Here is a 17,281-nt window from a genome sequence, read left to right on the forward strand (position 1 = left end):
GGGGCCGCCTTTGCTGAGTTGTCAGCGGGGCCAGAGTCAGACCGGACGGACGTTCTCGGCCTGCGGGCCCTTCGGGCCCTGGGTGACGTCGAACTCGACGCGCTGGTTCTCGTCCAACGTCTTGTAGCCGTTGGTCTGGATCGCGGAGAAGTGCACGAAGACGTCGTCGCCACCGTTGTCCTGAGCGATGAAGCCGAAGCCCTTGTCGCCGTTGAACCACTTCACGGTTCCCTGAGTCATGAATCTAATCCTTGTGTACACAGGGCGACTCCGTGCCGCCCTTTGGGCGTTGAATCCACGAGTCCTGATTTCTGCTTCTGCGGAAGACCAAGTGCTGCACGAACGGTCACCGAGAGCAACCGCGAAGCGCGTGGGGACGCCTCCTTCAACGCAGCCAAGCCTACATGCCCAGGCGCCTCTGCGGGTATTGGTGTTTCTTGCGCGCGCCGCAGGCTTGATCTGGGCACCGTCGCGGGAGAGCCTGGCGTGCAGAAACCGACGATTGATGGGGACATTACGTGGACCAGCCATGGTGGCGAGAAGCCGTCGCATACCAGATCTACCCGCGCTCGTTCGCGGACTCGAACGGTGACGGGATCGGCGACCTGCCGGGGATCACCGACCACCTCGACTATCTCGCCGCGCTGGGTGTCGACGCGATCTGGATCTGCCCGTTCTACACCTCGCCGCAGAACGACCACGGCTACGACGTCGCCGACTACTGCGACGTCGACCCGATCTTCGGCACGCTCGCCGATGCCGACCAGCTGATCGCGCGGGCTCACGAGCTCGCTCTGAAGGTGATCGTCGACCTGGTCCCCAACCACACGTCCTCGGCGCACCCGTGGTTCGTCGAGGCGCTCTCGGAGGGACCCGGGTCCGCGGCGCGGGACCGCTACATCTTCCGTGACGGCCGCGGCGAGGCGGGGGAGAAGCCCCCGACCAACTGGCGCTCGGTCTTCGGCGGTCCGGCGTGGACGCGGGTCGAGGGTGGGCAGTGGTACCTCCACCTGTTCGACGACGACCAGCCCGACCTCAACTGGCACAACCCCGAGGTGGTGGAGGAGTTCACCAAGATCCTCACCTTCTGGCTCGACCGGGGCGTGGACGGCTTCCGGGTCGACATCGCCCACGGCCTCTTCAAGGATCTGCGCGACCAGGTCGTCCCCGAGGGCCTCGCGCTGACCTCCGACGCCGCGGTGATGTACGAACGCGGTGTCACTGACGCGCCGATGTGGGACAACCCGGGCGTCCACGAGATCTACCGCGCCTGGCGCAAGCTGATCGACTCCTTCGACGGTGACCGGATGATGGTCGCCGAGGCCTGGACCCCTGGGCCGGCGGAGCTACGCCGCTACGTACGTGCCGACGAGTTCAACCAGGCGTTCAACTTCTCCTGGCTGCAGGCGCCCTGGTCGGCCGAGGCGTTCACCGAGGTCATCGGGTCGACGCTGAAGGCGCTCGGTCCTTCGCGGGCGGCGCCCACCTGGGTCCTGTCCAACCACGATGTCGTACGCCACCGCTCGCGTTACGGCGACGGACTGCAGGCGCTTCACCGGGCTCGCGCGGCGACGCTGACGATGCTGGCGCTCCCGGGGTCTTCGTACCTCTACCAGGGGGAGGAGCTGGGCCTGCCGCAGGTGTATCTGCCGCCCGAGTACCAGGAGGATCCGTGGTCGGAGACCGGTGAGGGCGGTCGCGACGGGTGCCGGGTGCCGCTGCCGTGGAGCGGGTTCGAGCCGCCCTTCGGGTTCAGCGACGTACCCGACGAGAAGCTGCCGACGCAGCCGTGGCTGCCGCAGCCGGCCGAGTGGGTGGACCTCACCGTGGCTGCTCAGAACGGGGTCAGGGACTCCACGCTGGAGTTCTACCGGGCGGCATTGACGGCGCGACGGACGTTCGCGCTCGGCGCCGACGAGGACGTGGAGATCCTGGACGCGCCCGAGGGCATCGTCTCGTTCCGCCGCCGGAGAGGCGGCGGGAGCGACCTGATCGTCGTCCTCAACTGTGGCATGGAGCCGGCGCCGCTTCCCGAGGGCGAGATCGTGATGTACAGCGGTGACCCGGTCGTGGGCGACCTGCCCACCGACGCGGCGGTCTGGATCGTCGCTCCAGCGGCCGACTGATTCCCGGGCGGCGTGATCGTCTCACAAGATTGTCAACAATTTTGGTACGCTCCTTGGACCCGACCAAGGAGGACACGTGACGGTCTCGCCGACCCAGGTAACCCAACGCGACGTGGCGGAGGCGATCCGCCGCGACATTCTCGACGGTGAGCTCGTCGCCGGGCAGCGCCTGGTCGAGGCAGACCTCTCCGAGTCGCTCGGTGCCAGCCGCGGTGCCGTACGCGGCGCCCTGATCGACCTCACCCATGAGGGCCTGGTCGAGCGGATCGCCAACCGCGGCGCCCGGGTGCGGGTGGTCAGCGTCGAGGAGGCCGTCGAGATCATCGAGGTCCGCGCCGCCGTCGAGGCACTGTGCGCGGCCAAGGCTGCCGAGAAGATCACCGACGAGGAGATCGCCGAGCTGCGTCAGCTCGGCGAGGAGATGTCGGCCGCGGTCGCCTCCGGCGACGTGGGCACCTACTCCAAGCTCAACACCCGGCTCGACGAGCGCTTCGTGGCCATCTCCGGCCAGCAGGTGGCGGCCGAGACGCTCGCGCGGCTCCAGGGCCGGAGCGTACGTCACCAGTACCGGCTCGCCTATCGACCCGGTCGCTCCCAGGTCTCGCTGCCGCAGCACCTCGCGATCATCGAGGCGCTCGCCCGGCGCGACCCTGCTGCCGCGGACACGGCCGTGCGCGAGCACCTCGCCAGCGTCCGTGAGGCCGTCCTCGAGGTGGCCTCCTCCCGCTAGGAGCCATCCACCTCGGAGATCTGCTCGAGCCAGTCTCGGCTGGCCGTGGCGACCCGTGGGGGAACACCCAGGTCATCGAGCATCTCAGCGGCTGCCGCCATCTCGTGAGAGCGGCGTACGGCGTGACGGTGGCTGCCCTCGACGAGCCGGTCGAGGGTCGCGGCAGAGGCGCGGTCGAGCTCGCGCATGATCTCGGCGCGGGTCTCCTCCTCGAGCCCGGCTGCGCGGGCAGCGGTCAGGCTCTCCAGGACCGCGGCGGCGAGGCCCTTGTAGAACACCGAGCGGAGCAGCTTGCGGGTCGCCGCGTCGCCGACCTCACCGTCGAGGACCTCGACGCTCGCGCCGACCGTGCCCAGCAGCCGCGCCCCCTCGGTGGCACCCGGTCCGGCGGCGACCATCGGCACCCGGATGCCCAGGCCCGGCACGGTCGACATCAGCGAGACGTCGGCGAAGAGGCAGCGGCCGTCCAGCATCGAGAAGACCTCGCGCTTGCGGGCAGGGGAGGAGGTGTTGACGTCGGCCCAGACGGTGCTCACCGACAGCCCGGCCAGCGCGTTGCGGGCGGCGTCGACCGAGTCGGCGGCCGAGTTCACGCTGATCACCAGGTCGGCGCCGTCGACCGCCGCTGCCTCCGAGGCGCAGGCGACAGCGCCCGGGGGAGCGCCGACCGCCGGGTCGTAGGCCCGTACGGTGGCTCCCGCCGTCAGCAGGTCGGCGACGAACGCCGAACCTGCCTCGCCGAGCCCGAGAACCGCGACGATCATGCCGGCCGTTCTCCCCTCTTGGCCTTCTGGATCAGCTCGTAGACGTGGGCGCGCAGCTCCGCGAAGCGCGGCGCGGAGCGAGTGGTCAGCTGGTCGCGTTCGTCGGGGAGGTCGATGGCCACGTCCTCCAGGATCACCGTCGGCCGGTTGGAGAGCACGAGCACGCGCTCGCCGAGGTAGACCGCCTCGTCGATGTCGTGGGTGACGAACAGGACCGTCACCCCGAGCCGCTTCCACAGCTCGCGGACGAGGTCCTCCAGGTCGGCCCGGGTCTGGGCGTCGACGGCGGCGAACGGCTCGTCCATCAGCAGGACCGAGGGCTCGTAGGCGATCGCGCGGGCGATCGCGACCCGCTGCTGCATGCCGCCGGAGAGCTGCCAGGGGTGCGAGCTCGCGGAGTCGGCGAGGCCCACGGCGCTCAGCGCCTCGTCGACCAGCTCGGTCCGTCGGGCGCGCGGGATCTTCTTCTCCTTGAGCGGCAGCTCGACGTTCTGCCGGACGGTGAGCCAGGGGAACAGTGATCGGCCGTACTCCTGGAAGACGACCGCCATCCCGGCCGGCGGCTCGGTGACCGGGGTGCCGTCGAGCTCGACGACCCCGGAGGTGGCGTCCAGCAGACCGCTGATGCAGCGCAGCAGCGTGGTCTTGCCGGCGCCGGAGGGGCCGACGATGCAGACCAGCTCGCCCTTGGCGATCGAGAAGTCGAGCTGCGCGATGGCTTCGAGCGAGGTGCCGCCGGTGGTGTAGGTCTTCTTCAGGCCGCGTACGTCCAGAGCGGTGGGCCGGGGCTCGACGTCGAGGTCCTCGACGGGCAGTGCAGACACGATGACTCCTAGGAGGATCAGGCGCCGCGGTCGGCCTGACGCAGGCCGCGGTACCAGGCGAGCGAGTAGTGCTCGACGAGACGGAAGAGGACCGAGAGCAGGAAGCCGAGCACCCCGAGGAGGATGATCCCGGTCCACATCTGCGGGACGGCGAAGCTGCGCTGGAACTGCACGATCGAGGCCCCGAGGCCGCGGTTGGCGCCGAAGAGCTCGCTGATCACCATCAGGATGACGCCGATCGACAGCGCTTGGCGCGCACCCGCGGCGATCTGCGGCGAGGCACCGCGCAGCACCACCTGCCGCAACCGGGTCCAGGCGCTGAACCGGTAGCAGCGGGCGGTGTCGAGCATGACCTCGTCCAGGCCGCGTACGCCCTCGACGGTGTTGAGCAGGATCGGCCACAGACAGCCGAGCGCGATCGTGACGATCTTCGAGGTGTCGCCGGTGTAGCCGAGGAACAGCGCGATCACCGGCACCAGCACCGGCGGCGGCACCGCCCGGAAGAACTCCAGCGTCGGCTCGCAGAACGCCCGGACCGGACGGTAGAGGCCGATCACGACCCCGAGGAGTACGCCGCCGGCCAGCGCCACGGCATAGCCGGCCGCGAGCCGCGCCAGGCTGGGCAGGACGTCTCCGGTCCACCGGTCCGCGGTCCAGGTCTCCCCGAAGACGGAGACGATCTTGGACAGCGGCGGCCAGAAGACGCTCGTGGAGCCCGCCGAGGCGAACCACCACACCGCCACCAGGACGACCGGGAGGGCGAGGGCGTAGACGATGGTCCGAAGGAGTCTCATCGGGCCTCCTTGCGGATCGAGACGTGCCAGCGCAGGGTGCGCCGTTCCAGGGCCCGGGCGACCAGGTTGACGATGACGCCGATGATCCCGACGACGATGACCAGGGCGTAGGTCTTCTCGACCGCGCCGGAGGACTGGGCCACGCCGATCGACTTGCCGAGGCCGGGGACGCCGATGATCAGCTCGGCGGTGATCTCGAGGATCAGCGCGACCGATGCGGCGAGCCGGAATCCTGTCATGACATAGGGGAGCGCGGTGGGCCACACGACCGTACGGACGGTGGTCAGCCGCGAGAAGCGGTAGGAGCGGGCGGTGTCGCGCACGACCGGGTCCACGTCGGCGACCCCGTAGAGCACCTGCACGAGGATCTGCCAGAACGAGGCGTACACGACCAGGATCAGCGCCGAGGTCGGCCGGCTGCCGTAGAGGAGCACGACGAGGGGGATCAGGGCGACCGAGGGGATCGGGCGCAGGAACTCGATCGTGGAGGCGGTCAGGTCGCGCAGGAAGCCGACCGAGCCGATCACCACGCCGAGCACGATGCCGGCGGCCATCGCGATCGCCAGGCCGATGGCCCAGCCACGCAGGGTGGCGCCGAGGTCGGCCCAGAAGGTGGCCTCGCCGAGCTGGTCGACGAGCTCGGCGAACATCGCGCTCGCCGGGGGCAGGTAGCTGTCGTTGACGATGCCGAGACGCGGCAGCGCCTCGGCCAGTGCGACCACGACGAGCAGGCCGAGCACACCGAGGGCGGCGTCCCGGCCGCGACCGGCGACCCGCTTCGGGCGGATGCCGGCCACAGGCAGGGTGGTCACCGTCATGGAAGCAGGGCGTCCACGTCCGGGTCCTTGGCGAACAGACCGTCGGTCTCGGAGAGATCTGCCAGCTTCTGGATCGACTCGGCGTCGATCTCGGAGGTCCACTGCGGCATGTTGAGCTCGGCGAGCACCGTCTCGTCGATGTCGGTGTAGGTCGGGAGGATCTTCTTGACCTCGTCCGGGTGCTGCTGGGCGTAGTCGAGCGACTCGTTCATCGCGGCGGTGAAGGCCTCGACGGTGTCGGCGTCGGACTCGGCATAGCCCGTCGAGGTGAAGTACTCCGCGACCGCGAGGCCCGGATCGGCGGCGACGAAGTTGGAGCCGAGGTCGGTCATCCCGGCCTGGGTGCCGATGGTGAGGAACGGCTCGACGACCTGACCCGCGTCGACATCGCCCTTCTCGATGGCCGGGCCGATCTCGGGGAACGCCAGCTCGACGTACTCGATCTTGGTCGGGTCGCCGCCGTCCTGACGGACCAGCTCGTTGGTGGTGGTCGTGTTGATGTTCTTGAGCGTGTTGACCGCGACCTTCTTGCCCTCCAGGTCCTTGGGGGAGGTGATGTCGCTGCCGGCCTTGACGAGGACGCCGGCCATGTCGGCGGCCGGGTCCTCGGTGGCGTTGACGCCGGCGGTGACGACCTTGACCGGGACGTCCTGGGTCTGGGCCAGGAGCAGGGAGGTCGTGTTGGAGAAGCCGAACTGGTACTGACCGCTGGCCACCGCGGGGATGATCGCGGCGCCGCCCTGGGCGAGCTCGAGGTTGACGTCAAGGCCCTCCTCCTTGAAGAAGCCCTTCTCCACCCCCAGATAGATGGGGGCGACATCGACGATCGGGATCACGCCGACGGTGATCTCGGTGGCGCCGTCGGCGCCCTCGTCGGCGGACTCGTCACCACCACAGGCGCTGAGCGCGAGCGGCAGGGCGAGCACGAGTGCGGTTGCCAGACCGCGGCGCGCGGTGCGGGCAAGGGAGCGGTTCATGGGGGACTCCTCGTGGGCTGGGCGCCCGCTCGATCGCGGGCAGGTCGCCAGTGTGATGCACACCACGAGAGATTGTAAACAATCTTGGCGGCAATTTTACCGGCTGGCTGTGGGGTTGGCGGCCGCCGGGGCGGCCGCGGCACAACCTAGTGGTGAGCCCGGGTGGAGGCCATCGATTCCCGCAATCAGTGCACGGAACGATGGAAGTGCTGGTGGCGGCGGTGTCCGTGGTGGTGTCCGTGGTGTCCCTTGCGGAAGACGAGGGCCCCGACCGCGATCGCGGCGAAGACCCACCAGGGCACGCCCATCACGACCAGCCCGATGGCCACGAGCAGGAAGCAGGCGATCAGCGGGAAGGCCCGCGGCCGGCCGCGGCGGGGGCGGCGGACGACCTGCGGCGGCTGCGGGGCGCTCTTCGGCAGGTCGGTGAAGAGCATCTCCAGGTCGGCGCGGACCTTCGCGGACCAGACCGCGTCCAGGCGCTCGTAGTAGTCGTCGTCGGTGAGCCGGCCGGTCGAGTAGTGCTCGGCGAGCCTCGCCGACGCCTCCTCCCGATCGGCCTCGCTCACCCGCAGGTTGTCGAGGTTGCTCATGTCGTCTCCCTTGTGAAGGCTGCTTCGACTGTCGGCGTAGTGTCCCGATATATCGCGAGGGTACGCCGGAAGGAATGCAGTCGCAAGGGACTTTTGTCGGGGCTCAGACGTCGCCTCAGGTGAGCAGAACGACGACCAGCAGGATCGCCGGCACCGTGGCCAGCGTGCTGACGAAGATGACGTCCCGGGCCAGCAGTACGGCCCGGTTGTAGCGCTGCGCGACGACGAAGACGTTCTGTGCGGTCGGCAGCGCCGAGAGCACCGTCACCGCCAGTAGCGCCTCGGCGTCGAGCCCGAGCAGGAACCGCCCGATGACGTACGCCGCCACGGGCTGCACCACCTGCTTGGTCGCGACCACCGCGGCGAGGTCGAGCGGCGGCACGCCTCGTCCGGGAAGCGGGCCGAGCCGGAGTGCGACCCCGTAGGCGATCAGCATCGAGGGGACCGCCATGCCGGCCACCAGCTCCAGCGGGTCGGAGACCGGCGTCGGGAGGTCGAGACCGGAGACGGAGAGCGCCACCCCGATCAGGGAGGCGACGGTGATCGGGTTGGTCAGCGGTCGGCGCAGGATCGCCCAGAACGAGAGCCTCGTCGCGCTCGCGTCGGCGTCGAGGATCACCAGCGCCAGCGGCTGGAGCACGAGCATCTGCAGCAGAAGCGTCGGCGCGACCAGGACCGGGTCGCCCAGGACGTACGACGCGATCGGGAGGCCGAGGTTGCCGGCGTTGGCGTAGGAGCCGCACAGTGTCGCGACCACGGTGGTGCCCAGGTCGCGACGACGCAGGCGCGCGACGGTGACGATGAGGGTCGCTGAGACCAGTACGGCGCCGGCGACGGCGACCAGGTTGCCGGAGAACACGAAGCCGAGGTCGCTGTCGTCCATCACCGTGATCAGCAGGGCCGGGCTGGCGACGTAGAACGCGAGCGTCGAGAGGGTGCGCTGGCCCTGCTGGTCGAGGATCTTGAGCTGGGCGAGCAGGGCGCCGAGCGCGATGAGGACGCTGATCGTGGCGAAGCCGGTGAATACCCCTGCCACGGCCTTAGATCTCGCGGCGCAGGTCGAGGAGCCCGCGGGCGGCGTGCTCGGTGACGATGCGCTCGGCCTCGACCGCGTCGTGTCTGCGCAGGGCGAAGACCAGGTCGCGGTGCTCGGTGTAGCGGTCGGCGCCGAAGTCGTCGCCGGCCAGCAGGTGCGCCCGGGAGATCTCCCGCTGCCGTGAGCGGGTCAGCGAGCGGGACTGCTCCAGGAGGCGTACGAGGACGGGGTTGTGGGCCGCGGCGTTGACCTGCTCGTTGAAGCGGCCGAGCACGTCGAGGAAGCGATCGGCGTGCTTCTCCACCGGTTTGCCCTCGCGGTGGCGTGCCCGGATCAGGATCACCAGGTCGTCGGCCTCGTCGAGCAGCCGGTCGAGCTCGTCGAGCTCGTCGTCGCTCACGTGCCGCGCGGCGAACCGGGCGGCCAGGCCGCGCAGCGCGACCTCGACCTCGGCCAGGTCGTGGCCGGCGTCCTCCCCGATGCGGGCCACCAGGGTCGTACGCGGCCCGACCCGTTCCACGAGTCCGTCGAGCTCGAGCCGCCGGATCGCCTCGCGGACCGGGGTCGGGCTGACGCCCAGGCGCTCGGCCATGCCGCGCTCGGTCACCTTGGCGCCGGGCGGGAGCTCGCCGGAGCCGATCTGGCTGCGTAGAGCCTGGTAGACGCGCTCGGCCACGGTCGTGGTCTCCGGCATCTCGGGGGAGGGGATCGACATGGCCCCGATCCTAGGCCACTTTTCAAGCAGTGCCACCTCTTGACTGTTTTGCTGTAGCAAAACTACTGTGAGCGCCGCCACATGCCGCAGAGACTCATTCAGAGACTCATTCAGAGACCAGCAGAGACCAGTCAGAGATCACGGAGGTCCGTCTCGTGAGCACCACCATCCCCACCGCACCACCTCGGCAGCTCGGACCTCGCCGGATCACGCTCCTCGTCGCCCTGGCGGTCTTCGCCCAGGAGTCGATGTGGAACTTCTACGACAGCCAGGTGCCGCCGCTGCTGCGTGAGCACCTGGCCAGTGCCGCCCTGGTCGGCTTCATCATGGGCATGGACAACCTGCTCGGGATCTTCATCCAGCCGTGGATGGCCAACCGGTCCGACCGGACCCGCACCCGCTGGGGCCGACGGATGCCCTACCTCGCCGTCGGGATGCCGCTCGCGGCGCTGCTGTTCGTGACCCTGCCGCACACGGCCGACTCGCTGCCGCTGCTGATCGTGGTCATCGTCGCGTTCGCGCTGGTGTCGAACTCGTTCAAGCCGATCGGCGAGGCGCTGGTGCCCGACTTCATCGCCCCCGAGCGCCGCAGCCGGGCCAACGCCGCCGTCAAGATCGCCTCCAGCCTCACCGTCATCGTCGCGGCCCTGGTCAGCATCCTGCTGGTCGACGACCACCCGGCCCTCGCCTTCGCGGTGATCGCGCTGATCACCCTCGTCTCGATCACGGTGCTGTGCCTCTCGATCCGCGACAGCTCCTCGCCCGGCTATCGGGCCGCGGTGGCCGAGGATGCCGCCGAGGAGGCCGACGCGGAGTCGACGACGGTCGGGCAGGCGCGCATCCGCGACACCATCTGGGAGATCGTGCGTGACACCGACCGCAGCCGGCTGCTGCTGATCGTGGCCATCCTGGTCTTCGGCAGCGCCTGGGCGGGCTCGCGCGCGCTGGTCACGCCCTACGGCATGGAGACCCTGGGGATGTCGCGTGGCGACGCCGGTGGACTCACCCTGCCGAGCGGGGTCGCCTTCCTGCTCGCGGCCTACCCGACCGCACTGCTCGCGGAGCGCTTCGGCCGGCTGCGAACGATGATCGGCGGCATGGCGATCTTCGCGGCCGCCATGCTCCTCGGCACCCTGGTGCAGACCCCGACGGGCACCGTGGTCGCGTTCTGCATCGGCGCCGCCGGTGCCTCGGCCTTCTTGGTCAACGCCGTCGTCGTGCTGTGGAACCTGGCACCGTCGGCGCGGGTCTTCGGGACGTACGCAGCGCTCTATGCGGTGGGTTGGCAGAGCGGTGCCTTCCTCGGCCCGGCCCTGATCGGCGGGGCGGTCGACGTCCTGGGCTGGCAGACGATGCTGCTCGACATCGCGGTCGTCGCGGCGGTCGCGGTCGCGATCGTGGTGCGGATCGACCGCCTTCAGCGGCGCGGCGACGTCGAGAGGGCGGTGTGAGCGAAGTGGCCCGGATCCTGATCACCACCGACTACCTGCGGCCGGGCGATGAGGTCGACGACCTCCTCCGCTCCCGCGGCCACGAGACCCGCTACCCGTCCGGAGACCTGGTCGCGGATCTCGCCGGGGTGGAGGGCGCCCTGGTCGGTCACGACCCGCTCACCGCCGAGGTCCTCGCGTCCGCGGACCGTCTGCGAGCGGTCGTACGCACCGGGGTCGGCTACGACGCCATCGATGTCGACGCGGCGGCACGTGCCGGGGTCACGGTCAGCAACCTGCCCGGGATCAACGCCAACGCGGTCGCCGAGTACACGATGGGACTGCTCCTCGCCTCCTCCCGCCGGCTGGTCGAGAGCGCGACCGGTGTCGCGTCCGGCGGCTGGCCGCGCGGGGACGGCCGCGAGCTGCGCGGCTCCACCCTGGGCCTGATCGGCTACGGTGCCGCCGCCCGCGCGGTCGTTCCGCTCGCCCGGGCGTTCGGGATGAGCGTGCTGTGCACGACGGGTGTCCCGGCCGCCGAGCGCACCGACGCGGACGTCGAGTTCATGGAGCTGCCCGCGCTGCTGGCGTACGCTGACTTCGTCTCGGTCCACACCGCGCTCACCCCGAGGACGCGCGGGATGCTCGACGCCGATGCGTTCGCGCTGATGAAGCCCGGTGCGGTGCTCGTGAACACGGCCCGCGGTGCGATCGTCGACGAGCGCGCGCTCGCCGCCGCGGTCCGGGAGGGACGCATCGCGGGGGCCGCGCTCGACGTGGTCGCCGAGGAGCCGCTGCCGGCGGACAGCCCGCTGCGCGATGTGCCCGGCATCGTCGTCCACTCCCACCTGGCCGGGCAGACCGCTGAGGCCCGTCGGGCCGCCGGCATCGAAGGAGCCGAGGAGCTCATCGCGGCCCTGGCCGGCCGCCCGAAGCACGCCGTCAACGCCCACCTGATCGACCTGCTCGAAGAGAAGAGGAATCAATGAACGACCACAGGGCTGACTCCGTCAGCATCCTGGTGCCCAGCGGGATGCTCGGCGCCGGGTTCCCGGAGGAGACGATCACCCGTGGGATCGCACTGGGAGCGGACGTGATCGCCGTCGACGGCGGCTCCACCGACTCCGGTCCCTACTACCTGGGTGCCTCGAAGCCGAAGACCACAGCCGCCGCGGTCGCCCGTGACCTGAGGCTCCTGCTCCGGGCCGCAGCCGGTGCCGGGATCCCGCTCATCGTCGGCTCCTGCGGCACCAGCGGCACCGACGACGGCGTCGACTGGGTCGCCGGGATCGTCGCCGACCTGCTCGCCGAGGAGGGCCTGTCGATGAAGGTCGCCCGGATCTACAGCGAGCAGCGCGCGGCGGACCTGAAGGAGCCGCTCGGGGCCGGCCGGATCCGTCCGCTGCCGCCGCTGGGCGAGCTCGACGGGGCGACGCTCGAGGACTGCACGCACATCGTCGCCATGATGGGCCACGAGCCGATCGCCGAGGCTCTCTCGGCCGGGGCTCAGGTGGTCCTGGCCGGGCGGGCGACCGACACGGCCAACGCCGCTGCGTACGCCTTGCTGAAGGGGATGCCCGCCGGGCCGGCCTGGCACGCGGCCAAGATCGTCGAGTGCGGTGGCCAGTGCACCACCAACCCGCGGACGGGTGGGGTCTTCGCGACCGTCGACCGGACCGGGTTCACCATCGAGCCCCTCGACGAGAGCGCCGCGTGCACGCCGATCTCGGTGGCCGCCCACATGCTGTACGAGACGGCGAACCCGTTCGAGATGCGGGAGCCCGACGGCACCCTCGATGTGCGCGATGCCGTCTACACAGCGCTCGACGAGCGCCGGGTGCGTGTCGAGGGGTCGCGCTTCCATCACGCCGAGCAGCACACGATCAAGCTCGAGGGTGCCCGGATCACCGGCTACGAGACCATGTCGTTCTCGGGGATCCGCGACCCGCTGATCCTGAAGGACATCGAGGGCTGGGCCTCGCTGATGGATGTGGTGTTCACCCAGCGGGTCGAGCAGACCCTCGGTCTGACCCGTGAGGAGTACGACTATGACCTGCGGCTCTACGGCTACAACGCGGTCCTCGGCGACCTCGACCCGTCCACCGAGCCGCCGCGCGAGGTCGGGGTGATGCTGCTCGTCCGGGCCGCCGACCAGGCTCTGGCCACCGCGGTCGCCAAGGTCGCCAACCCGCTGATGCTGCACCTGCCGGCCCAGGACATGGACTATCTGCCCAGCCTGGCGTTCCCCGGGTCGCCGGCCGAGGTCGAGCGGGGCGCTGCGTACGAGTTCGTGCTCAACCACGCCGTCGACAGCCTCACGCCGACCGCGATGTTCCGCACCGAGTTCCTTGCCGAGACAGGAGAGAAGCACGATGTCTGAGACCACCCTGGGGGACCTCGCGATCGAGGTCCGCTCCAAGAACGCCGGGCCGTTCTGGATCACGATGGAGCTGTTCATGCGCGACGCCGAGGGCTACCGGATCGCGGCCGATGAGACGTTCCTCGACGAGGACGTCGTCGGCGGCCTCTACCGGGTCGATCCCGGGTCGGTCCAGATCTTCCGGATCCCGTCGCTCAACGTCGTCAAGATCTCCTACCCGCGCCCGGTCTCGCAGGGTTCGCTGCGCGACCGCGACACCCACGCCGGCCAGCACCACGTCCCGTTGGCCCAGCTGGTCGTGCGGTGAGCTAGAGGTCCAGGTGGTCGCAGACCGCCTGGGCCCAGCGCTCGTAGCCCGCCGGTGAGGCGTGGAACCCGTCGGCGGCGAAGAATGACGGCTCCGCGGGACCGAGGTCGGCGGAGCTGACCCACTGCACCGAGGTACGCCCGGCGCAGACCAGCCGCGCCGCCACGTCGAGCGCCTTCCCGCGCTCGGCGAGGTAGCGCCGCAGGGTGCGGGGGAGCGACGGGAACGCGCCGAACTCCGGGATCCCCGGGAGGACGGTGTGCGCGGCGTGCTGCTCGAGGGTCTCGACGATGGCGGTCAGGTCCCGCGTCCACGCCTCGACCGAGCGGCGCGCGAGGATGTCGTTGGCACCCACCAGGAGCACGGCGAGGTCCCACTCGCCGGTGACCTCGGTGAGGATGCCGTGCCGGATCCGCTCGCTGGTCGCGCCGTACTTCCCCAGGGCCCGCCACTCGACCGGACGCTCGGTCCGCTTCGCGATCGCGCGTGCCATCGACCCGGCGAAGGCGAGGTCGTGGGTGGGTGCGCCGCGCCCTGACGCGGACGAGTCGCCGATCACCAGCAGCCGCAGCGGCGCACCTGTCGGGCCCGGTACGAGCCCCTTCGTCGGACCCTCCGGACGAGGCTCCTTACCGATGGTCCGATGGACGTACGCGGCCTGTGCGGCGACCAGTGGGAGCAGCAGTGGATTCATCGTCTCTCCCGCGCGGTTCCGTCGTGACGTACGTGCTCTTCCGTCGTTCTACAGCGCGTGCTCCGGCGGGTCTGCGACGTTGGCTGAACGGCGGGCGAATGTCCCCGGAAGGTTTGACACAAGGGGTCCTCGCGTCGGTGAACGTTGGGGTACAAGACAAGGGAATCCAAGACACGCGCCCCGACCCGCCGCGTGCCCGCCCTAGCATCACGCCCATCCGTGAGCGCCCACTCAAAAACCTCCCCTCACCTCGAAGGAATGCGCCGACATGTCCGACTTCATCAGCGGCATCTTCAACCGTCACAAGAACGACCCCACCAAGGCCGAGGAGGGGGCGTCGACCGACGCCTCCGCTCCCGTCTTCGGTGAGAACCTGGCCACCACCGAGCTGGCCACCGAGACCACCGCGTACGTCACCGACTCCGGCATCGGCGAGGCCACCGAGCTCGTCGCCGAGCCGGTTGCCGAGCCTGTTGTCGAGCCTTTCGTCGAGCCGGTCGCCGAGACGGCGGTCGTCGAGACGGTCGCCGAGACGGCGGTCGTCGAGCCGGTCGCCGAGACGGCGGTCGTCGAGCCGGTCGCCGAGACTGCCGTCGTCGACCCGCTCTCCGACCCTGAGCACGTCGTCACCGACTCCGAGGAGACCCCCGCCGCCGACGTGGCCGAGCTCGCCGCCGAGGACACCGAGCTCGCGGCCGACGTCGTGGGCGAGGTCGCCGAGACCGAGACCATCGAGACGGTCGAGACCGAGGGTACGTACGAGGCGCCGCTCGAGGGCGCCGACGCCGAAGCCCCTGCCGCCGAGACCACCGACGAGGTCGAGGAGACCGTTGTCGAGGAACCGCCGGTCGAGACCGCCGACGAGACCCTCAACGAGATCGTTGCCGAGGAGGTCGCCGTTGATGGTGTGACCGAGGTCGAGGTCGACGCCGAGGACGCGTTCGTGCCCGCCGACGCGATCGAGTCCGACGACGACGTCGAGGTGGCGGCCGTGGTCGAGGAGACCGTTGCCGACGACGCGCCGGCCGACGCCGAGGAGACGGTTGTCGAGTCCGAGGGAGAGGTGCTCGAGGCTGAGGCTGTTGTCGAGGAGGCTGCTGCCGAGGAGTCGACCGAGATCGAGGACGCGGTGGTGACCGCGGAGGACGGCGAGGTCTCCGAGGTCGAGGTTGTCGAGACCGTCGAGACCGTTGAGTCGGAGGACGCTGTCGAGCCGGACGCCGAGGTGATCGAGGAGACCGTCCTCCAGGAGGAGGACGCGCTGGCTGAGGCCGCCGCCGAGGAGGCCTTCGCGCCGGTCGAGACCGACGCCGAGGAGACGGTCGTCGAGCCGGAGGCTGAGGTGATCGCCGAGGAGGTCGCCGTCGAGGAGGCGCCCGTCGAGACCGAGGACGTCTTCGTGGCTCCCGAGACCGGTGAGGCGACCGAGGTTGCTGAGGAGGCCGCCAACGAGGACGCTGCTGACGTGACCGAGCCGGTCGAGCCCGACGCCGAGGTCGCCGACGCCGTCGAGGAGGAGACGCCCGTCGAGGACGTCGTCGAGGAGGCGACCGAGGTCGAGGTCGCCACCGAGGACGCCGAGGTGACGGTCGAGGTTGCTGACGCGGCTGCCGAGGTGACCGACGAGGTCGAGACCTCCGTGGAGCCGACCGACGTCGTCGAGGAGGCCGCGGTCGAGGAGGCCGCCGTCGAGGAGGCCGCTACCGAGGAGACCGCCGCCGAGGAGACCGCCGCCGAGGAGACCGAGGCGATCATCGACGAGCCGCTGACGGAGGACGCGCCGGAGGCACCGGCCGACGAGGTCGCCGACGCCATCGACACCGTCACCGAGGAGACGGCGACGGAGACGGTCGAGGAGCCCGCCGCGGTCGAGGAGATCGTGTCCGAGGCGCCCGCGCCGGGCTTCGCGCCCGAGCCGGTCGTCGAGCCGGAGCCCGACGCCAACTCGACGCTGACCGGCGTCCTGCGTGCGGCCCGCGAGGAGCGCGGCGCCTCGACGGTGAGCGAGGGCCTCGTCGAGCGCCTGGTCCACCACGTCGTCGCCAAGATCGACGGCGTGCACGCCATCGACGACGAGGGCACCTCGGTCGACATCGCCGACGACGTCGCCAACATCACGGTGTCCTACGTGATCGCCTACGGCACCAACGTCAAGAGCAACGCCGCCACGATCCGCACCCAGGTGATCGAGGTCGTCGAGGACTACTTCGACATCGACGTCGAGGCCGTGGACGTCAACGTGAGCGACTTCCACATCGCCTGACCCTCCGCCGGACGGCATGGGAGAATGACCGAAAGCCTCGGAGCGCACCGCGCTCCGAGGCTTTCGTGTATGACCACACTCCACACCCACCTCGACCTTCCCCGCCCCCTCACCGCCCGCTTCGCCGAGCCCGAGGACCATCTCGCTCTCCGCCACCTCTGGCTGCTCTTCCGCCACGACATGTCGAGCTACAGCTCCACCCTTCCGTTCGCCGACGGCACCTTCCGCTCCGAATGGCTCGATGCCGCCCTCCGTTCCGACCCCGGCTGGCGCGCCTGGATCCTCACCGCCGGCATCCACCCCATCGGGTTCGCTCTGGTGCGGGACGCCGACCAGCCCGTACGCATCCTGAACAGCTTCTTCCTCGTCGCCGCTGCTCGTCGGGGTGGGCTCGGACTCCAGTTCGCTCGAGCTGTTGTCTCTGCGGCTCCGGGACAATGGGGTGTGGCCTATCAGCAGCGGAATCGTGGGGCTGTTCGGTTCTGGGATCGGGTGACCGAAGAATGTGAGCGGTCGTGGGATGAGACTGTGGGGGATACGTGGCTCTGGTTCTCGGTCGGGGTCGGGGGCATGCCCGGTGGTCGAGTCGACTGACGTCGCGGTCGAGCCGCCGGGCCTTCCCGCTGGTCGAGCCGCCGGGCCTTCCCGCTGGTCGAGCCGCCGGAGCCGCTAGGCGGAGGCGTGTCGAGACCAACACAGTCCTCTTGCGTCTGGAGAGCTCGCTTATGGGCTGTGCTTCGTTTCAGGGTTCGCCGCCGACCCTTGCTTTGAGTGTTTCTCGATCACGTGCCGCGTCAAGGACGCCCTTCGGGCGCCGGCTTCGCCGGCCG

18 protein-coding genes are annotated in these 17,281 nt (G+C 70.1%); 8 read left to right on the forward strand and 10 right to left on the reverse strand.

The genetic code is table 11. From position 1 onward, the window contains the following. Positions 1-36: 36 nt before the first annotated feature. Positions 37-240 (reverse strand): cold-shock protein, encoded by a 204-nt coding sequence (locus tag ACFU7D_RS21810; RefSeq protein WP_091053181.1) that lies wholly within the window; start codon positions 238-240, stop codon positions 37-39. A gap of 278 nt (positions 241-518) precedes the next feature. Here ACFU7D_RS21810 and ACFU7D_RS21815 point away from each other — a divergent pair, with 278 nt between their 5' ends. Both ACFU7D_RS21815 and ACFU7D_RS21820 read left to right on the forward strand, forming a co-directional pair. Then, positions 519-2,126 (forward strand): glycoside hydrolase family 13 protein, encoded by a 1,608-nt coding sequence (locus tag ACFU7D_RS21815; RefSeq protein WP_378871085.1) that lies wholly within the window; start codon positions 519-521, stop codon positions 2,124-2,126. Between the two features lie 76 nt (positions 2,127-2,202). Next, complete coding sequence (locus ACFU7D_RS21820) at positions 2,203-2,856, forward strand: GntR family transcriptional regulator (RefSeq protein WP_378730703.1); 654 nt, start codon at positions 2,203-2,205, stop codon at positions 2,854-2,856. On the opposite strand, the gene ACFU7D_RS21825 is transcribed toward ACFU7D_RS21820, so the two are convergent. The 8 genes from ACFU7D_RS21825 to ACFU7D_RS21860 form a co-directional block, all read right to left on the reverse strand. Continuing rightward, entirely contained in the window at positions 2,853-3,620 is a 768-nt protein-coding gene (locus tag ACFU7D_RS21825; RefSeq protein WP_378871088.1) for a DUF1932 domain-containing protein, read from the reverse strand. The genes ACFU7D_RS21820 and ACFU7D_RS21825 overlap by 4 nt on opposite strands. Next, positions 3,617-4,444 (reverse strand): ABC transporter ATP-binding protein, encoded by an 828-nt coding sequence (locus tag ACFU7D_RS21830; protein WP_378871091.1) that lies wholly within the window; start codon positions 4,442-4,444, stop codon positions 3,617-3,619. The genes ACFU7D_RS21825 and ACFU7D_RS21830 overlap by 4 nt, the downstream gene beginning before the upstream one ends. A 17-nt stretch (positions 4,445-4,461) precedes the next feature. After that, positions 4,462-5,238 carry an ABC transporter permease gene (locus ACFU7D_RS21835; protein ID WP_378730710.1) on the reverse strand — a complete coding sequence of 259 codons (777 nt, stop codon included), beginning with the start codon at positions 5,236-5,238 and terminating at the stop codon, positions 4,462-4,464. After that, positions 5,235-6,056, reverse strand: a complete 822-nt coding sequence (locus ACFU7D_RS21840; RefSeq protein WP_378730712.1) for an ABC transporter permease — start codon at positions 6,054-6,056, stop codon at positions 5,235-5,237. The genes ACFU7D_RS21835 and ACFU7D_RS21840 overlap by 4 nt, the downstream gene beginning before the upstream one ends. Continuing rightward, a complete protein-coding gene (locus tag ACFU7D_RS21845) occupies positions 6,053-7,033 on the reverse strand; it encodes an ABC transporter substrate-binding protein (RefSeq protein ID WP_378730714.1) in 981 nt (326 codons plus the stop codon). The genes ACFU7D_RS21840 and ACFU7D_RS21845 overlap by 4 nt, the downstream gene beginning before the upstream one ends. 185 nt (positions 7,034-7,218) lie before the next feature. Continuing rightward, positions 7,219-7,626 carry a DUF1707 domain-containing protein gene (locus ACFU7D_RS21850; protein WP_378871094.1) on the reverse strand — a complete coding sequence of 136 codons (408 nt, stop codon included), beginning with the start codon at positions 7,624-7,626 and terminating at the stop codon, positions 7,219-7,221. A gap of 115 nt (positions 7,627-7,741) precedes the next feature. Then, on the reverse strand, positions 7,742-8,662 hold the full coding sequence (locus ACFU7D_RS21855; RefSeq protein ID WP_378871097.1) for an AEC family transporter: 921 nt from the start codon (positions 8,660-8,662) through the stop codon (positions 7,742-7,744). Between the two features lie 4 nt (positions 8,663-8,666). Next, entirely contained in the window at positions 8,667-9,377 is a 711-nt protein-coding gene (locus tag ACFU7D_RS21860; RefSeq protein ID WP_378871100.1) for a GntR family transcriptional regulator, read from the reverse strand. A gap of 155 nt (positions 9,378-9,532) precedes the next feature. Here ACFU7D_RS21860 and ACFU7D_RS21865 point away from each other — a divergent pair, with 155 nt between their 5' ends. Genes ACFU7D_RS21865 through ACFU7D_RS21880 form a run of 4 tightly spaced genes read left to right on the forward strand, consistent with a single transcriptional unit; the run spans position 9,533 to position 13,494 of the window. After that, positions 9,533-10,828, forward strand: coding sequence for an MFS transporter (locus tag ACFU7D_RS21865; RefSeq protein WP_378871103.1), 1,296 nt, complete (start codon positions 9,533-9,535; stop codon positions 10,826-10,828). Further along, entirely contained in the window at positions 10,825-11,796 is a 972-nt protein-coding gene (locus tag ACFU7D_RS21870) for a phosphoglycerate dehydrogenase (protein WP_378871106.1), read from the forward strand. Before ACFU7D_RS21865 ends, ACFU7D_RS21870 begins: the two co-directional genes overlap by 4 nt. Continuing rightward, entirely contained in the window at positions 11,793-13,187 is a 1,395-nt protein-coding gene (locus ACFU7D_RS21875; RefSeq protein WP_378871108.1) for an acyclic terpene utilization AtuA family protein, read from the forward strand. Before ACFU7D_RS21870 ends, ACFU7D_RS21875 begins: the two co-directional genes overlap by 4 nt. After that, the gene (locus tag ACFU7D_RS21880) at positions 13,180-13,494 is read left to right on the forward strand and encodes a DUF4387 domain-containing protein (protein WP_378730730.1); all 315 of its coding nucleotides are present in this window, start codon (positions 13,180-13,182) and stop codon (positions 13,492-13,494) included. The genes ACFU7D_RS21875 and ACFU7D_RS21880 overlap by 8 nt, the downstream gene beginning before the upstream one ends. Before the next feature lies 1 nt (position 13,495). On the opposite strand, the gene ACFU7D_RS21885 is transcribed toward ACFU7D_RS21880, so the two are convergent. Continuing rightward, positions 13,496-14,188: an SGNH/GDSL hydrolase family protein gene (locus ACFU7D_RS21885; RefSeq protein ID WP_378871110.1), complete on the reverse strand. Its 693-nt coding sequence runs from the start codon at positions 14,186-14,188 to the stop codon at positions 13,496-13,498. Positions 14,189-14,456: 268 nt separating this feature from the next. On the opposite strand from ACFU7D_RS21885, the gene ACFU7D_RS21890 reads away from it, so the two are divergent. Continuing rightward, complete coding sequence (locus ACFU7D_RS21890) at positions 14,457-16,451, forward strand: hypothetical protein (protein ID WP_378871112.1); 1,995 nt, start codon at positions 14,457-14,459, stop codon at positions 16,449-16,451. A 69-nt stretch (positions 16,452-16,520) separates the two neighbouring features. Then, the gene (locus tag ACFU7D_RS21895; protein WP_378871114.1) at positions 16,521-17,045 is read left to right on the forward strand and encodes a GNAT family N-acetyltransferase; all 525 of its coding nucleotides are present in this window, start codon (positions 16,521-16,523) and stop codon (positions 17,043-17,045) included. Positions 17,046-17,281 lie beyond the last annotated feature (236 nt).

The organism is Nocardioides sp. NPDC057577 (assembly GCF_042801335.1).
Lineage (GTDB): Bacteria > Actinomycetota > Actinomycetes > Propionibacteriales > Nocardioidaceae > Nocardioides.

Excerpts from the sequence above, each read along its gene's own strand:
- ACFU7D_RS21810 (WP_091053181.1), bottom strand. The coding sequence starts at position 240 with ATGACTCAGGGAACCGTGAAGTGGTTCAACGGCGACAAGGGCTTCGGC.
- ACFU7D_RS21825 (WP_378871088.1), bottom strand. The coding sequence starts at position 3,620 with ATGATCGTCGCGGTTCTCGGGCTCGGCGAGGCAGGTTCGGCGTTCGTC.
- ACFU7D_RS21835 (WP_378730710.1), bottom strand. The coding sequence starts at position 5,238 with ATGAGACTCCTTCGGACCATCGTCTACGCCCTCGCCCTCCCGGTCGTC.
- ACFU7D_RS21840 (WP_378730712.1), bottom strand. The coding sequence starts at position 6,056 with ATGACGGTGACCACCCTGCCTGTGGCCGGCATCCGCCCGAAGCGGGTC.
- ACFU7D_RS21845 (WP_378730714.1), bottom strand. The coding sequence starts at position 7,033 with ATGAACCGCTCCCTTGCCCGCACCGCGCGCCGCGGTCTGGCAACCGCA.
- ACFU7D_RS21850 (WP_378871094.1), bottom strand. The coding sequence starts at position 7,626 with ATGAGCAACCTCGACAACCTGCGGGTGAGCGAGGCCGATCGGGAGGAG.
- ACFU7D_RS21860 (WP_378871100.1), bottom strand. The coding sequence starts at position 9,377 with ATGTCGATCCCCTCCCCCGAGATGCCGGAGACCACGACCGTGGCCGAG.
- ACFU7D_RS21875 (WP_378871108.1), top strand. The coding sequence starts at position 11,793 with ATGAACGACCACAGGGCTGACTCCGTCAGCATCCTGGTGCCCAGCGGG.
- ACFU7D_RS21880 (WP_378730730.1), top strand. The coding sequence starts at position 13,180 with ATGTCTGAGACCACCCTGGGGGACCTCGCGATCGAGGTCCGCTCCAAG.
- ACFU7D_RS21885 (WP_378871110.1), bottom strand. The coding sequence starts at position 14,188 with ATGAATCCACTGCTGCTCCCACTGGTCGCCGCACAGGCCGCGTACGTC.
- ACFU7D_RS21890 (WP_378871112.1), top strand. The coding sequence starts at position 14,457 with ATGTCCGACTTCATCAGCGGCATCTTCAACCGTCACAAGAACGACCCC.
- ACFU7D_RS21895 (WP_378871114.1), top strand. The coding sequence starts at position 16,521 with ATGACCACACTCCACACCCACCTCGACCTTCCCCGCCCCCTCACCGCC.